Annotated in this window: 11 protein-coding genes; 8 read left to right on the top strand and 3 right to left on the bottom strand. The window is 66.8% G+C overall.

Annotated features, from left to right (window positions below; translation table 11 throughout):
* Window positions 1–89 precede the first annotated feature (89 nt).
* Together ABEA50_RS02690 and ABEA50_RS02685 are read left to right on the top strand one after the other, a co-directional pair.
* Window positions 90–827 (top strand): nucleoside/nucleotide kinase family protein, encoded by a 738-nt coding sequence (locus ABEA50_RS02690; RefSeq protein WP_345493378.1) that lies wholly within the window; start codon window positions 90–92, stop codon window positions 825–827.
* Window positions 828–874: 47 nt separating this feature from the next.
* Complete coding sequence (locus tag ABEA50_RS02685; RefSeq protein ID WP_345493377.1) at window positions 875–1,390, top strand: potassium channel family protein; 516 nt, start codon at window positions 875–877, stop codon at window positions 1,388–1,390.
* 4 nt (window positions 1,391–1,394) lie between these two features.
* Here ABEA50_RS02685 and pgi read toward each other — a convergent pair whose 3' ends face one another.
* Window positions 1,395–3,032, bottom strand: a complete 1,638-nt coding sequence (gene pgi / locus ABEA50_RS02680; RefSeq protein ID WP_345493376.1) for a glucose-6-phosphate isomerase — start codon at window positions 3,030–3,032, stop codon at window positions 1,395–1,397.
* Between the two features lie 129 nt (window positions 3,033–3,161).
* On the opposite strand from pgi, the gene ABEA50_RS02675 reads away from it, so the two are divergent.
* The gene (locus ABEA50_RS02675) at window positions 3,162–4,616 is read left to right on the top strand and encodes an NAD-dependent succinate-semialdehyde dehydrogenase (RefSeq protein WP_345493375.1); all 1,455 of its coding nucleotides are present in this window, start codon (window positions 3,162–3,164) and stop codon (window positions 4,614–4,616) included.
* Window positions 4,617–4,779: 163 nt separating this feature from the next.
* Here the strand turns inward: ABEA50_RS02675 and ABEA50_RS02670 are convergent, their stop codons facing one another.
* Window positions 4,780–5,079: a chorismate mutase gene (locus ABEA50_RS02670; protein WP_345493374.1), complete on the bottom strand. Its 300-nt coding sequence runs from the start codon at window positions 5,077–5,079 to the stop codon at window positions 4,780–4,782.
* A gap of 346 nt (window positions 5,080–5,425) precedes the next feature.
* On the opposite strand from ABEA50_RS02670, the gene ABEA50_RS02665 reads away from it, so the two are divergent.
* Window positions 5,426–7,990 (top strand): UvrD-helicase domain-containing protein, encoded by a 2,565-nt coding sequence (locus ABEA50_RS02665; RefSeq protein WP_425577510.1) that lies wholly within the window; start codon window positions 5,426–5,428, stop codon window positions 7,988–7,990.
* Window positions 7,991–8,196: 206 nt separating this feature from the next.
* On the opposite strand, the gene ABEA50_RS02660 is transcribed toward ABEA50_RS02665, so the two are convergent.
* Window positions 8,197–9,408, bottom strand: a complete 1,212-nt coding sequence (locus ABEA50_RS02660) for a M23 family metallopeptidase (RefSeq protein ID WP_345493372.1) — start codon at window positions 9,406–9,408, stop codon at window positions 8,197–8,199.
* Window positions 9,409–9,992: 584 nt separating this feature from the next.
* On the opposite strand from ABEA50_RS02660, the gene sucC reads away from it, so the two are divergent.
* From sucC to ABEA50_RS02640, 4 genes are all read left to right on the top strand, one after another.
* Window positions 9,993–11,159: an ADP-forming succinate--CoA ligase subunit beta gene (gene sucC, locus ABEA50_RS02655; RefSeq protein WP_345493371.1), complete on the top strand. Its 1,167-nt coding sequence runs from the start codon at window positions 9,993–9,995 to the stop codon at window positions 11,157–11,159.
* Between the two features lie 12 nt (window positions 11,160–11,171).
* Window positions 11,172–12,086 carry a succinate--CoA ligase subunit alpha gene (gene sucD / locus ABEA50_RS02650; RefSeq protein ID WP_345493370.1) on the top strand — a complete coding sequence of 305 codons (915 nt, stop codon included), beginning with the start codon at window positions 11,172–11,174 and terminating at the stop codon, window positions 12,084–12,086.
* A 207-nt stretch (window positions 12,087–12,293) separates the two neighbouring features.
* Window positions 12,294–13,436 carry a DUF5336 domain-containing protein gene (locus ABEA50_RS02645; protein WP_345493369.1) on the top strand — a complete coding sequence of 381 codons (1,143 nt, stop codon included), beginning with the start codon at window positions 12,294–12,296 and terminating at the stop codon, window positions 13,434–13,436.
* Between the two features lie 99 nt (window positions 13,437–13,535).
* Window positions 13,536–15,146, top strand: a complete 1,611-nt coding sequence (locus tag ABEA50_RS02640) for a cell division protein PerM (protein ID WP_345493368.1) — start codon at window positions 13,536–13,538, stop codon at window positions 15,144–15,146.
* The last annotated feature ends 55 nt before the right edge of the window (window positions 15,147–15,201 follow it).

The raw sequence follows: 15,201 nt of genomic DNA, 5'->3' as shown, positions 1-15,201 counted from the left end.
CGTGTCGTCGAGTTTCCTTTTGCCCGAACACTTTTCGTGTTCACCCTGATTCGGCTATGCCGCCACCGGCACACCGGTATCTTGGCGTGGTGACTGGGCGGTACGACACACCGGGCGACCCCGGATTCCTCTCCATGGGCGCGCTCGTCGCGCGGGTGCGCGCGAGTGCGGACGCGAACCACGGCCGGTTCCTGCTCGGTATCGCCGGTCCGCCCGGCGCGGGCAAGACCACACTCGCCCTCGCGCTACGGGATGCGCTGAACGAGGCCGAAACCCTGGCCACGGGCGTGCGGCGGCCGATCGCCGAGATCGCCCCCATGGACGGCTACCACCTCACCAATGCCATGCTGCGCACGAAGGGCACCCTCGCGCGCAAAGGGGAACCCGACACCTTCGATACCGCCGCTTACCTGGACAGCCTGCTGCGCCTGCGGACAACGTCGTTGGGTAACCCGGTGCCGTGGCCGACCTTCGACCGCGCCGTGGACGACCCGATCCCCGCCGGTGTGGTATTCGCCAGGCAGCGGATCGTGATCACCGAGGGCAATTACCTGCTGCTCGACGACTTCGCCGGGAAGAAATGGTCCTCGGTGCGCGGCCTGCTCTCACAGGCGTGGTACCTCGACGCCGCGCGCGAGGCGATCGAAGAACGGCTGTTCCACCGGCACGTGCGCGGCGGAAGGACCCCCGAGGCCGCGCTGGCGAAGGTACGCCAGAGCGACCTGCGCAACGCCCAACTCATCGCCGCCACGCGCCACCACGCGGATCTCATTCTGCGTGGCTGCCAGGGTGGGTATCAGCTCGTCGGCGGTGCCGACGCGCGGTAGGTCGGTGCGTACCCCGGCTCCCAGGCGTGATGGTCGATCATGGTGCGATGACGGTGTCCCGGCGCGGTATCCGACCTGCTGGTGTGTGGCACGGCACGGTCGCGGCCGCCTGCGCGCTGTTGTTCTACTACGGCCTTCCGCTCGACCTCGATGCCGAGAATTGGCATGGCTTCGGCATTGTCGCGTTCGTGCCGGGCGTGCTCGGACTGGTCTGGCTTTCGGTGCGACGCATCCGCCACGCGGTGCGCGAGAGCGGCAGCCGCGCGGGTGACCTCTTGTTCGTGCTCTGTGTGTCGGTGACGTTCTTCGCGTTGTTCTACCACCAGCTGGCGCTGCACCGGCCAGGACAATTCGACGGGATCGAAACAAGGACGGACGCACTGTATTACAGCATGATCACGCTGGCGACCATCGGCTACGGCGACGTGCACGCCGCCGGTCAGGCGGCCCGAATCGCGACCATGGTGCAGGTCGCCTTCGACCTCATCGTGATCGGCACGCTCTTCGCCATCTCGACCGCCGTAGTCGCCGAACGCGTCGCGGCACGTCGAAGCGCCGACTGACCACTCAGCGGTGCTCGCGGTACCAGCCGATCAACGCGTCGGTGGACGAGTCGCCCTGCGAGGCGGGTTCTTCGGCGTCGGTAAGCAAGGGTGCGAGCGCGAGTGCCTGCTGCTTGCCGAGCTCGACACCCCACTGGTCGTAGCTGTCGATGCCCCAGATGGTGCCCTCGACGAACACCTGGTGCTCGTAGAGCGCGATGAGCTGTCCCACCGCCGACGGGGTGAGCAACGGCGCGAGGATCGTGGTGCTGGGTCGGTTGCCCGGCATCACCTTGTGCGGTATCACCTTCGGGTCGGTGCCCTCGGCCGCGATTTCCTCGGCCGTCTTGCCGAACGCCAACACCTTGGTTTGCGCGAACAGATTGCTCATCAGGATGTCGTGCATGCTGCCGTTGCCGTCGCGGGTGGGCAGGTCATCGGTGGGTCGGGCGAAACCGAGGAAGTCGGCGGGGATCAGCCTGGTGCCCTGGTGCAGCAATTGATAGAAGGCGTGCTGACCATTGGTTCCCGGCTCACCCCAGAAGATCTCGCCGGTCGAGGTGGTGACCGGGCTACCGTCCGCACGCACCGATTTGCCATTGGATTCCATGGTCAACTGCTGGAGATACGCGGGGAACCTGGCCAGGTCGTTGGCATAGGGCAGCACCGCGCGCGACTGGGCGTCGAAGAAATTCGAGTACCACACGCCGAGCATGCCCAGCAGTACCGGAGCGTTGCGCTCCAGCGGCTCGGTCGCGAAATGCTGGTCCACCGCGTGCATTCCGGCCAAGAATTCCGCGAAGCGTTCCTTGCCGATCGCCGCCATCACCGCCAGGCCGATCGCCGAATCCACCGAATAGCGTCCGCCGACCCAATCCCAGAAGCCGAACATGTTCGCGGTGTCGATACCGAACTCCGCGACCCGTTCGGTGTTCGTCGAGACCGCGACGAAGTGTTGTGCCACGGCGCCTTCGCCGAGCGCCGACACCAGCCAGCGCCTGGCCGCGGTGGCGTTGGTCAGCGTCTCCAACGTGGAGAAGGTCTTCGAGGCCACGATGAAAAGTGTTGTCGCGGGATCGAGTCCGTCGAGCGCGGCCACCAGATCGGCGGGATCGACATTCGAGACGAAGCGCGCGCCGATGCCAGCGTCGGCGTAGTGCCGCAACGCCTGATACACCATGACCGGACCGAGATCCGAGCCACCGATGCCAATGTTGACCACCGTGCTGATCGGTTCGCCGGTCGCACCGCGCCACGAGCCCGAGCGCAGCGCGTCGGTGAACTCGCCCATCCGTGCCAATACCTCGTGCACATCGGCCCCGGCGTCGACGCCGTCGATGAGCACTTGCTCACCTCGCGGCGCGCGCAGCGCGATGTGCCCGACCGCGCGATCCTCCGAGGTATTGATGTGGTCGCCGCGAAACATCGCGTCCCTGCGTTCGGCGACCCCCGCCGCGCGCGCCAATTCGACGAGCAGCCGCAGGGTTTCGCGGGTCACGCGATGCTTGCTGTAGTCGATGTGCAGGTCGCCGAGTTCGACGGTCAGCTCGTGACCGCGCGCGGGGTCGTCGGCGAAGAATTCCCTGAGGTGCCGGGTTTGGATTGTGGCGTGGTGATCGCGCAGGTTCCGCCATGCCACCGTCTCGGTGATGTCGCTGCTCACGTTCGCCGACAGTACAAGCAGGCCACCGGCCGCGCACGTGATCCGCGCCGGGCGGTGCGGCGGGCTCGAGCCGAAATCGAAATGTCTGAGCAGCGGTGCCGGTACGGGAAAGCGGCCTAGGCTGGCCGCATGGTGTCCGAAAGAGAAGTTCTCGAATCCGTACCTACGAAACTGTGGATCGGCGGGCCGGTCGAGGCTACGGGCGCGGCGACCTTCCCCGTCTACGACCCCGCCACCGGCAAGGTGCTCGTGGAGGTGGCCGATGCGACACCGCAGGACGCGGTGCGTGCCCTCGACGCGGCGGTGGCGGCGCAGGCCGATTGGGCCGCGACGCCCGCACGCGAACGCGGCGAGATCCTGCGCGCGGTCTTCGATCGAATCACCGCCCGCGCCGAGGAATTCGCCCTCTTGATGACCCTGGAAATGGGCAAGGCGCTGCCGGAGAGCCGCAACGAGGTGCGCTACGGTGCCGAGTTCTTCCGGTGGTTCAGCGAGGAGGCCGTGCGGATCCACGGCCGGTTCCTGCACGCTCCGTCCGGCTCGGGTCGGATCATGGTGCACAAGCAGCCGGTCGGCCCGTGCCTGGCGATCACACCGTGGAATTTCCCGCTCGCCATGGGCACGCGCAAGATCGGCCCCGCGCTCGCGGCCGGGTGCACGATGATCGTCAAACCCGCGTCGGCGACACCGTTGACCATGCTGCTGCTCGCGCAGGTGTGCGGCGAGGCCGGGCTGCCCGACGGTGTGCTCTCGGTGATCACCTCCAGCAAGTCCGGGGCGGTGACCCAGCCGCTGCTCGACGATCCGCGCCTGCGCAAGCTCACCTTCACCGGGTCCACCGAGGTCGGCAAGTCCCTGGTGGAGAAATCGGCCAACGGCCTGCTGCGCACCTCGATGGAACTGGGCGGCAACGCGCCGTTCGTGGTGTTCGACGACGCCGATATCGACGCGGCCGTCGAAGGCGCCCTGCTGGCGAAGCTGCGCAATGGTGGCGAGGCGTGCACCGCGGCCAACCGGTTCCATGTGCACAACGACGTACTCGCGGAATTCACCGACAAGCTCGTCGCGGCGATGACCGAGCAGGTGAAGCTCGGGCCGGGCAGCGATCCGGACACCACACTCGGCCCGCTGATCAACGAGGAGCAGGTGAACATAGTGCGTGAACTGGTCGATGACGCCGTGGCACTCGGCGCGCGAGTTCGCCTCGGCGGCAAGGCACATGACGGCCCCGGCTGGTTCTATCCGGCGACCGTGCTCAGCGACGTGCCGCAGGAAGCGCGGATTCTGCGCGAGGAGGTCTTCGGTCCTGTCGCCCCCGTGATCGGCTTCGACACCGAGGAAGAAGGGGTGGCCGCGGCGAACGACACCCAGTTCGGTCTGGTCAGCTACGTCTACACCCGTGACCTCGACCGCGCGCTTCGCGTCGCCGAAGGTTTGGAGTCGGGGATGGTCGGGGTCAACCGTGGCGTGATCTCGGATCCGGCGGCGCCGTTCGGTGGCGTCAAGGCCTCCGGGTTCGGTCGTGAGGGCGGCACGGAGGGGATCGAGGAGTACCTGTCCACCAAGTACATCGCGCTCACCTGAGCGCGCTGCCCACCGGAAAGTAAAACGACCGCCCCAGGGGTGTGAACACCTGGGGCGGCCTTGGGAAAGCGGCGGTCTTTCGATCGCCGCGCAGCAGGAGGCCGTGGGTTGTCGGCGGGGTGGTTCTCGGTCGAACGTTTTCGGTCGAACGTTTCGGTCGAACTCAGTGACCGAGGCGACCGCGACCGAGGCGCAGTAGCAGCATCGCGAGGGTGTGGCCTTCCTGGCCGAGTTCGCTGAAGCGTTCCAGCACCTTCATCTCGCGGCTGTGCACCAGGCGGGGGCCGCCGGAGGCCATCCGCGTGCGGCCGATGATTCTGGAGACCTCGGTCCGACGTTTGACCGCGTTGAGGATCTCGGCGTCGAGTCTGTCGATTTCCTTGCGGAGTGTGTCGATTTCCGCCTCGGTGCGAGGCAGCGCCGAATCGGACCCGGTTCTCGTCGCAGGGGTACTCATATTCATCTCCTCGTGTCAGAACCTGGATCGGTCACTCGATCCAACTCGTTACCGATCGGTTCCTTCACTGTGAAACAGACCTGGCGGGTCGTAGCTTCCGTCCCCCCAGATTGTGCGCTCAGGGACAGGTTCCGCGATCGTGATAGCCGAACGCGGCGCGCATCGCGGCTATCGGACGGGAACTGATCATGTGGCCAGTCTGCCACGGGCCGGTAGGTATGCAAAACGATTGTTCACCCGAACCCCAGCGGGGTGCGAGTCTGTCGGTGCCCGCCGGTAGCGTGGATGAACGATGGACACAACGGTGGCTCCCCACGCTCAGGCCGGTCGGCCGATACCGCACGATGGTTCGATGTCCTCGCGCACCTCGCCCCAGAACCCGTCGTCCGACAGCTCCACTGCGGCGGGCGGATGGCAGGCGAAGGTCGACGAGCGCGAGCAGCGTCGGCTCGCGCGCGACAAGGAGCGCACGGAGCAGGCCGAACAGCTGCTCGACGGGCTGAACCCGCAGCAACGCAGCGCCGTCGTGCACGCGGGTCCTCCGCTGTTGATCGTCGCGGGCGCGGGGTCGGGCAAGACCGCCGTGCTCACCCGCCGTATCGCCTATCTGCTGGCTGCGCGCGGCGTGACACCGGGACAGGTACTCGCGATCACCTTCACCAACAAGGCCGCCGCGGAGATGCGCGAACGGGTGATCGGGTTGGTGGGCCCGCGCGCCAACAACATGTGGGTGTCTACGTTCCACTCCAGTTGTGTGCGGATTCTGCGGATGCAGGCGGCCCTGCTGCCCGGGCTGAATTCCAACTTCTCCATCTACGATGCCGACGATTCGCGTCGCTTGATCACCATGATCAGTCGCGATTTCGAACTCGACACCAAGAAATACACCGCGCGTCTGCTGTCGAGCGCCATTTCCAATCTGAAGAACGAACTGATCGGACCGGAGCGCGCGGCGACCGAGGCAGAAACCGACGACAACGATCTGTCCGCCCTCGTCGCACGCGTCTACGCCGAATACCAGCGGCGGCTGCGTGCGGCGAACGCGCTGGACTTCGACGATCTCATCGGTGAGACGGTGGCCCTGCTGCAACAGCACCCACAGGTCGCCGAGTACTACCGCCGGCGCTTCCGGCACGTTCTCGTCGACGAGTATCAGGACACCAACCACGCGCAGTACGTGCTGGTACGGGAGCTGGTCGGCCACCACGAGGTCCCCGAGGGATCCGGCGCAGAGGAATCCGGCGCAGGGGGATCCGGCGCCGAGGCCGCTGACGGAGTGCCGCCGAGCGAACTGTGCGTCGTGGGTGACGCCGACCAGTCGATCTACGCCTTCCGTGGTGCGACCATTCGCAATATCGAGGAATTCGAACGCGATTTTCCCGACGCCGAAACCATTCTGCTCGAACAGAACTACCGTTCGACCCAGACCATTCTCAGCGCCGCCAATGCGGTGATCGCGCGCAACGAGAACCGCAGGGACAAGAAGCTGTGGACTGATTCCGGCGAGGGCGAACTGATCACCGGATACGTCGCCGACAACGAACACGACGAGGCCTCGTTCGTCGCGCGCGAGATCGACCGGCTCGTCGACGACGGCGACGCCAACTACAACGATGTCGCGGTGTTCTACCGCACCAACAACAATTCCCGTGCGCTGGAGGAAATCTTCATCCGAATGGGGATGCCCTACAAGGTGGTCGGCGGGGTGCGGTTCTACGAGCGCAAGGAGGTGCGCGATATCGTCGCCTACCTTCGAGTGCTCGCGAATCCCGATGACGCGGTGAGCATGCGGCGCATTCTCAACACGCCGCGTCGCGGTATCGGCGATCGCGCCGAAGCGTGTGTCGCCGTGCACGCCGAGCAACGTGGTATCGGGTTCGCGGCGGCATTGCGCGACGCGGCTGCGGGAAAGGTGGCGCTGCTCAATACCCGCGCGCAGCGCGCGATTACGGGTTTCCTGGATTTGCTCGACGAGATTCGGGCGGCGGGCGAGCAAGCCGAGTCGGATTTCCCCGATGTCGGCAATATCGTCGACGCGGTGCTCGAACGGACCGGCTACCGGGGTGAGTTGGAGTCCTCCGACGACCCGCAGGACGGTGCCAGGCTCGATAACCTCAACGAACTGGTCAGCGTCGCACGGGAATTCAGCTCCGAGGCGCTCAACGATGTGCAGGCCGCGATGGAAGAGGGCCTGGTGCGCGACGCCGCGAGCGCGGCCGCCGAAGGCGAGCCGGAGCCGGGGTCGTTGGCCGCGTTCCTCGAACGGGTTTCGTTGGTCGCCGACACCGATCAGATCCCGGACGAGGGCTCGGGCGTGGTGACCATGATGACGCTGCACACCGCCAAGGGGCTCGAGTTCCCCGTGGTGTTCGTGACCGGTTGGGAGGACGGTCAGTTCCCGCACATGCGGGCACTGGGCGATCCGGCCGAGCTGGCCGAGGAGCGGCGCCTCGCGTACGTGGGGATCACCAGGGCGCGCCAGCGACTGTATGTGAGTCGCGCGGTGGTTCGCTCCGCGTGGGGGCAGCCGATGACGAACCCGGAATCGCGGTTCCTCCAGGAGGTTCCGAACCATCTGATCGATTGGCGGCGGCTCGAGCCGGTCGCGCCAACGGTGAACAGGGGAGGACGCCGCCGAGGTGACTCCGAGCCCGATTGGTCCTTCGACGACGGGTGGTCGGCTCAGCAGCGTCCCGGCATGCGTGGCGGTCCTCGTCGTCCGGCTCCGGGCGCGAACAGAAACAACACGAATATCGTTCTCGCCGTGGGCGACCGGGTCACCGACGACAAGTACGGTCTCGGCCGCGTCGTCGCCGCCGAGGGCGTCGGCCCGCTGGCCACCGTCACCATCGATTTCGGTACCGCGGGCAAGATCCGGCTCATCCCGCAATACAGCAAGACCCTGACCAAGCTCTGAAATCTGCTGTGCGGCGGAACTTTACCGAGTTGCTCTGGGTTTCGGTCCCGGTCTTCACGGCGGCAGCTGACCGCACCATGCCGAGTCGGTAGGTCGTGCAATTCACGCGGGGCGGGCTCGAGAGGTGGGCGCGCAGCGGTCGGTCTGCGGCTGGACGTGCCGGACGAACGCTGGTCTCTTGTCGCGTGGGTACCGGCGACCTCGGGTCAGTCGCGCTGAACCCCGAGGCTGATGCCGCGGGTGGCCAGCCAGGGGAGCGGGTCGATCTTGTCGGCGCCGTTGAGCCAGACCTCGAAGTGGCAGTGCGGGCCGGTGGAGAAGCCGCGGTTGCCGATCGTGGCGATCTGGTCGCCCGCCAGGACGCGTTCGCCGACCGACACCGTGGTGGTGTCGACGTGGCCGTAGACGGTGATCGTGCCGTCGTCGTGTTGCACCCGCACCCACATGCCGAATCCGGAGGCGGGGCCCGCGTCGATCACGTCGCCGTCGGCGACCGCGTAGATCGGGGTTCCGATCGGACCGGCGATATCGACGCCGAGATGCTGTACGCCCCAACGCGCGCCGAAGCCGGAGGTGAAAGTGCCGGAGGCGAAGGTGTGGAACAGCGGCCGTAGTTTCGCGTTTTCCTGGGCGGCCAGGTTCTCCGCGAACTTCTGACCGTTCTCGATCATGTCGCTGAAATCGCCGAGGGCCGTCGGTGCCGCGGCGCCGAGCATCTGCGGGGAGTCCGGTGAATCGGGTGCCGCTGCGGCGGGGTCGGCCATCATCGACTGCGCGGCGACGGGCTGCACCTGGCCGGCGGCCTGGTAATCGACGCTCTGCGTCGGCTGCTGTCCCGTATCGGCGAACGCGGCCTGGCCCGCGGCGACCACGGCGCCCGCGGCGACCGCTACGACGGCGGCGCGACCCTTGAGCGCGCTCGGCGGCGTCGGAACCCGGTGCGCGCCACCGCGCTTGGCATCACGCAGTGCGGCGAGCATGGCCGGTGACGCGTTCGACCGCGTGGCGGGCTTGTCTTGCGCTGCCGGTTGCTCCGGTTCGGCGCCCCAGGTTTCGTCCTGGCGCCATTCGCCGTCGTTGTCCGGCGTCCACGGGTCTTCGTCCCATGCGCCGCCGTCGTTCCATGCGGCGCCTTCAGCCCAGCTGTCACGTTGCGTCCAGAAGTCTTGGGTCGCTGCGGTAGCGGGCTCGGCCGGACCCTGGTTCTGCGGCTCGGGACTGGCCCACGCGTTGTTGGCGGCCCAGAAGTTGTCGGCGTGCACCTCGGTGTCGGCGTGCCCGGCCTTCTCGAAGCCACCCTGCTGGGCGGGGGAGAAATAGTCGACCTGTGGGGCAGCGCCGAAACTCTCGTCGTCGTCGCGATAACGATGACCGGTCCGTGCGCGATATTCGGGAGCGAGAGCAGTCGTGGGGTTCATCGGCGGTGCCATGGCATGCGGTACGGCAGGACCGAACCGGGTGTCGCCGAGCTGATTTCGCTACGGAAATACGAGCTGATCTGCGATGTCGTCGGAGAGACTCCGGAACAACGGCGCTCCACGCGCGGAGTGCTGTGCTGCGTCAAGGCTTGCCGTCCTCCTAGTCGTGACCGGGTTGTGACATCGACCGGAAATACGGTAACGAAACGATTGCGAGGTCCGCAAGCGCTGCCGCCATTTCTTGGGGGTCATGTGACATTGATCACCGTAGCGCCCCGGAATATTCGTCGGCACAGTGGGCACGTGTGCGAGATTTCCGACGACACCGCGTAGTAGATTGCGGTGGTTCGGCGGTGTCGGTTTCGGGTTCTTCCGCTCTACCTGGCGTGGCGCCAGCAACCTACTCGCCAGTAGTGTTGGCCAGCGGTTTTCCTGCTCGTCACGGTCGCCCGTGACCTGGGCCACTTAGGATGTACGTGGCCGATTGCCCCTCTGTGTGACTGATTAGAGTCCGACCCGACCCGCTCCGACGTCGGGCCAAGGCAAAGACGTTGTCATCACAACGCAGACGAGACGGTGAATACATGGATCTCTTCGAATACCAGGCGAAGGAGCTCTTCGTTAAGCACGGAGTGCCTTCGTCCGAAGGCCGCGTCACGGACACGGTCGAACAAGCCCGCGCGATCGCGACCGAAATCGGCAAGCCGGTAATGATCAAGGCCCAGGTCAAAGCCGGTGGGCGTGGCAAGGCCGGTGGCGTCAAGTTCGCCGCGACCCCGGACGACGCGGACACCCACGCGCAGAACATCCTCGGCCTCGACATCAAGGGCCACATCACCAAGAAGATCCTGGTCGCCGAGGCCAAGGACATCGCGGAGGAGTACTACATCTCCTTCCTGCTCGACCGTTCCAACCGCACCTACCTGGCCATGTGCTCGGTGGAAGGCGGCATGGAGATCGAAGAGGTCGCCGCCACCAAGCCCGAGCGCCTGGCGAAGATTCCGGTCGACGCGGTCAAGGGTGTCGACCTCGCGTTCGCTCGCTCGATCGCCGAACAGGGCCACCTGCCCGCCGACGTGCTCGACGCCGCAGCCGTGACCATTCAGAAGCTGTGGGAGGTGTTCGTCGGCGAGGACGCGACCCTGGTCGAGGTCAACCCGCTGGTCCGTACGCCCAGCGACGAGATCCTCGCGCTCGACGGCAAGGTCACCCTCGACGAGAACGCCGCGTTCCGCCACCCCGACCATGCGGAATTCGCCGACCGGGACGCGACGGACCCGCTGGAGCTCAAGGCCAAGGAGAACGACCTCAACTACGTCAAGCTCGACGGCGAGGTCGGCATCATCGGCAACGGCGCGGGTCTGGTCATGTCGACCCTCGACGTCGTCGCCTACGCGGGCGAAGCGCACAGCAATGTGAAGCCCGCCAACTTCCTCGACATCGGCGGTGGCGCCTCGGCCGAGGTAATGGCGGCCGGCCTGGACGTCATCCTGGGTGACTCGCAGGTCAAGAGCGTTTTCGTGAACGTCTTCGGTGGCATCACCGCCTGTGACGCGGTCGCCAACGGCATCGTCAAGGCGCTGGAGATCCTCGGTGACGAGGCCAACAAGCCCCTGGTGGTCCGCTTGGACGGCAACAAGGTCGAAGAGGGACGCAAGATCCTCGACGACGCCGCGCATCCGTTGGTGACGCTTGCGCAGACAATGGATGAAGGCGCGGATAAAGCGGCTGAACTGGCTGCGGCCAAGTAAGGACTCGAAGACATGTCTATCTTCCTGAACAAGGACTCCAAGGTCATCGTCCAGGGCATCACCGGCGGTGAAGGCACCAAGCACACCGCGCTGATGCTGAAGGCGGGCACCCAGATCGTGGGTGGCGTCAACGCGCGCAAGGCCGGAACCACGGTCGCGCACAAGGACAAAGCAGGCGCCGACGTCGAGCTGCCGGTGTTCGGCACCGTGGCCGAGGCCATCGAGAAGACCGGCGCGGACGTCTCGATCGCGTTCGTGCCGCCGAAGTTCGCCAAGGACGCCATCATCGAGGCGATCGACGCGGAGATCCCGCTGCTGGTCGTCATCACCGAGGGCATCCCGGTGCAGGACACCGCGTACGCGTGGGCCTACAACGTCGAAAAGGGCAGCAAGACCAGGATCATCGGCCCGAACTGCCCCGGCATCATCACCCCGGGTGAGTCGCTGGTCGGGATCACCCCGGCCAACATCACCGGCAAGGGCCCGGTCGGCCTGGTGTCCAAGTCCGGCACCTTGACCTACCAAATGATGTACGAGCTGCGCGATTTCGGCTTCTCCACCTCCATCGGCATCGGCGGCGACCCGGTCATCGGCACCACCCACATCGACGCCATCGAGGCGTTCGAGAAGGACCCCGAGACCAAGCTGATCGTGATGATCGGTGAGATCGGCGGCGACGCCGAAGAGCGTGCGGCCGCCTACATCCAGGCCAACGTCACCAAGCCGGTCGTCGGCTACGTCGCGGGATTCACCGCGCCGGAAGGCAAGACGATGGGTCACGCGGGCGCGATCGTTTCCGGTTCGGCCGGTACCGCGCAGGCGAAGAAGGACGCGCTGGAAGCGGCGGGCGTCAAGGTCGGCAAGACGCCGTCCGAGACCGCGGCGCTGGCTCGCGAAATCCTGGAGAAGGCAAGCATCACAGCCTGATCCGAACGTTCGGAAGGCCGTCTCCCGTAACGCCGGGCGGCGGCCTTTCGCGTCGCCGGCCGACCTGGTGCCCAACGACTCGGGCGCGAGCGGGTGAATTCCACGGGTTGGCTGCTCGGGCGAGGATGACCTCGGCGGGCGAGTGCAGTAGCGTCGGGGGCAGATCCAGCCGCTACATCTGTATGACTCGACCTAGGAGACGACACCATGTCATACCCGACCGGGGGCACCGGGTACAACGCACCCGCGCCTGCCAGCCCATCCAGCCTCGATTCCTCGGCAGGTGGTGCTAGTTCAGGTTCGAGTACGCCCGCGTCGGGTGCTGGGCTGTCGTTGTACCTGTTGGTCGGTGTGGCCGCGCTCGGTGTGATCAACTTCCTGCTCGGTTTCGCCCCGTACTTCGGTTCCAAGCCGGTCGAGGTCGGTGGCACCACGGTCGGTGGCGACGAGACCATCAAGCTGTTCGGCATGGTGCCCTCGGGTGCCGCGCTCGTCGGCCTGCTGCTGTTGGCCGGTCTGGCCGCCGCGATTTCCTTGCTGCCCAAACAGAATTGGGCCGGTATCGCCGCCGCGACCTCGGCAGCCAGCTTCTTCGCGCTGCTGAGCGAGTCGTTCAGCGTCGAGGGCACCGAGCTGAAGTGGGGTGCCTACGCCCTGCTGGTGCTGTCGTTCGTGCAGGCGGCGCTCGCCGTGGCGGTCGTGCTGTTCGAGTCCGGTGTGGTGAAGGCCCCCGAGGCACGTCCGGCCAGCCCGTCGAACGGGCCCAATTACGGTCAGCAGCAACAGCAGCAGCAGAACAGCTACCAGCAGTCGACGCCGTTCTCGGCGTTCAGCGCCAACCAGGGTGGCCAGCAGGCGCAGCAGGGCCAGCAGGCGCAGCAGTCGCCCTACGGTCAGTCGCAGCAGGCGGCCCAGCAGAGCCAGCCGTCTCAGCCCGTCTACGGCCAGGGGTACGGCGCGCAGCAGTACCCGGGTCAGCAGCCGTCCTACGGTCAGCAGGGGCAGCAGCCTTACGGTCAGCCGCAGCAGGCCCAGCAGCCTTACGGTCAGCCACAGCAGCAGCCATCGCCCTACGGTCAGCAGCCCGCTTACGGTGCGGGGCAACAGGGTTCGCCCTCGCCGTACGGCACACCGAGTGCCGCGCAGCAGGCCGAGGCCGCCACGCAGAACTTCGCCGGCCAGCAGCCCTACGGTGCGCCGAACTTCGGCCAGCAGGGCCAGCAGGCCGCCGCGCCGCAGGGACAGAGCAACCCGCCGAGCCAGCCGAGCCAGCCGTTCGGCGGCGAGCAGAGCGGCGACCCGTCGTCGAACGCCACCACGGCGTTCCGTCCCTCCGACGACAACAAGTAAGCGGCACAACAAGTCGGTGACAAGCGGCTTCCCTCGCGTCATGAGTCCTGCGGCGCGCCTGCCTGATCGGCGCGGGGGAAGCTGCCACGCTGAATCGTCATGAGCTCCTCCAGAAACTCTCTCGCGCGGCGAACCCCACGCCAACGCGCGGTCGCGGAGCCCCGCCCCGAAGGGGAGGAGTCGGGGTTCCTTTCGCTGAGCCCGGAGCGAGCCCGCGTTCTGTTGCTCGTCGCCGCGCGTCCCTCGGCACTCGCCCTCACCGTGATCGCCGTACTGATTCTGGCCACGCTGCTTTTCTCCGGCGGTGATCTGGCCGGACTCTCCGGCGCGATCGCGGCGGGATGGCTTGGGGTGCATCAGGTTCCGCTGCTGATCGGCACGACCACCCTGGGGCTGCTTCCGCTCCTGCCGACCGGCCTGCTGCTCTGGCTCGCGGTGCGTGACGGTGCTCGCGCGATCGAACCCGATTGCGGGCGTGCCGATCTCGCCTGGGTCGCCGGCGCGGCGTTGGTCGGGCCGCTGCTGGTCACCGCGATCTGCCTGGCCGTTGCCGACGACGCTTCCGGCGTTGTCGCACTACAACCGCCGAACCCACTGGCCGCTTTCGGCTGGGTCCTCGCGCTGCATCTGATCGCTGTGCTCGCCGCGGTGGTGATCCGGCTGCGGCGGCGCCTGTTCGCCCTCCCCGGGCTACCGGACTGGGTGGTTTCCGGCGTGTACGGCGCGGGCCGGACCGTACTGCGACTGCTCGGCTGCGCCACCGTTGTGGTGCTGATCTCGTTCTTCGCGCACATCACCGCGATCGGTGCGACCTATCGTTCGGCGGGCAATGTCGCGGGCGTCCTCGGCCTGACGGTGTTGTCGCTGGCCTATCTGCCGAATCTGGTTGTCCACGCGGTGGGTGTGCTTGTGGGCGCGAGCGCGCAGATCGGTGCGGCATCCTTCGGTGTGTTCTCCGTGGTGGGCGGCCCGGTTCCCGCGGTGCCGCTGACGCTCGCGGTACCCACCGGCGCCGCGGCCGTGTGGTGGTCGGTGTTGTTGGTGATTCCCGCGGGTGTCGGTGTGCTCGGCGGGCTGGACAACGCGCGCATGTCCACCGACCGCATCGCCGCCCCATGGGCGACGGTGACCTCGGCGGCGCTGGCCACGCTGGTGTTGGTGCTCCTCGATGGTGTCGCGGGCGGCGAGCTCGGCACCTTCGGTGCGGTCGGGCTGGACCTGCCGATCTTCGCGTTGATCACCTTCGGTTGGCTCGCCATCGCCGGTTACCTCGGGCTGGTGTTCGCCCGCTTGTTCGTCGTCCCCGTCGGTGCGCCCCCATCCGGTTACCTGGACGCCCATGACGCGTCCGAGGCCGCCTATGCCGAAGATGGTTACCACACAGACGGTTACCAGCTGGAGAGTTATCCCGGCGGCGCTGCCGACCACCCCGACTACTACGACGACTACGACGACTACGACTACGTCGGCGACGGCGAATACGCCGAGGACGAGAACTACGAGGGTGGCGACCACGGCGCCGACACCGAGGAACAGCACATCGACTACACCGAACCCGAGGTGAGCACCGCCCTGGAAGGCGAGTTGGTCGACGACCAGGCTGCGATCCCGACGGTGCGCCCGAGGCACGGCGATAGCACACCCGAGATCATCGATGCCGAGGTGGTCGAGGCGGACCTGCCGGAAAGTGACCGGATGGATGGTCGTTAGGCTTTAGTGCGGCGGCGCCCGCTTCGCCCGCCACCCCGATCGACGGCAGGAGTAA

The organism is Nocardia callitridis, assembly GCF_039543305.1.
GTDB classification, from domain to species: domain Bacteria; phylum Actinomycetota; class Actinomycetes; order Mycobacteriales; family Mycobacteriaceae; genus Nocardia; species Nocardia callitridis.
Note: the sequence above shows the minus strand (reverse complement) of the source record. Positions and strands in the feature narration are given on the sequence as shown.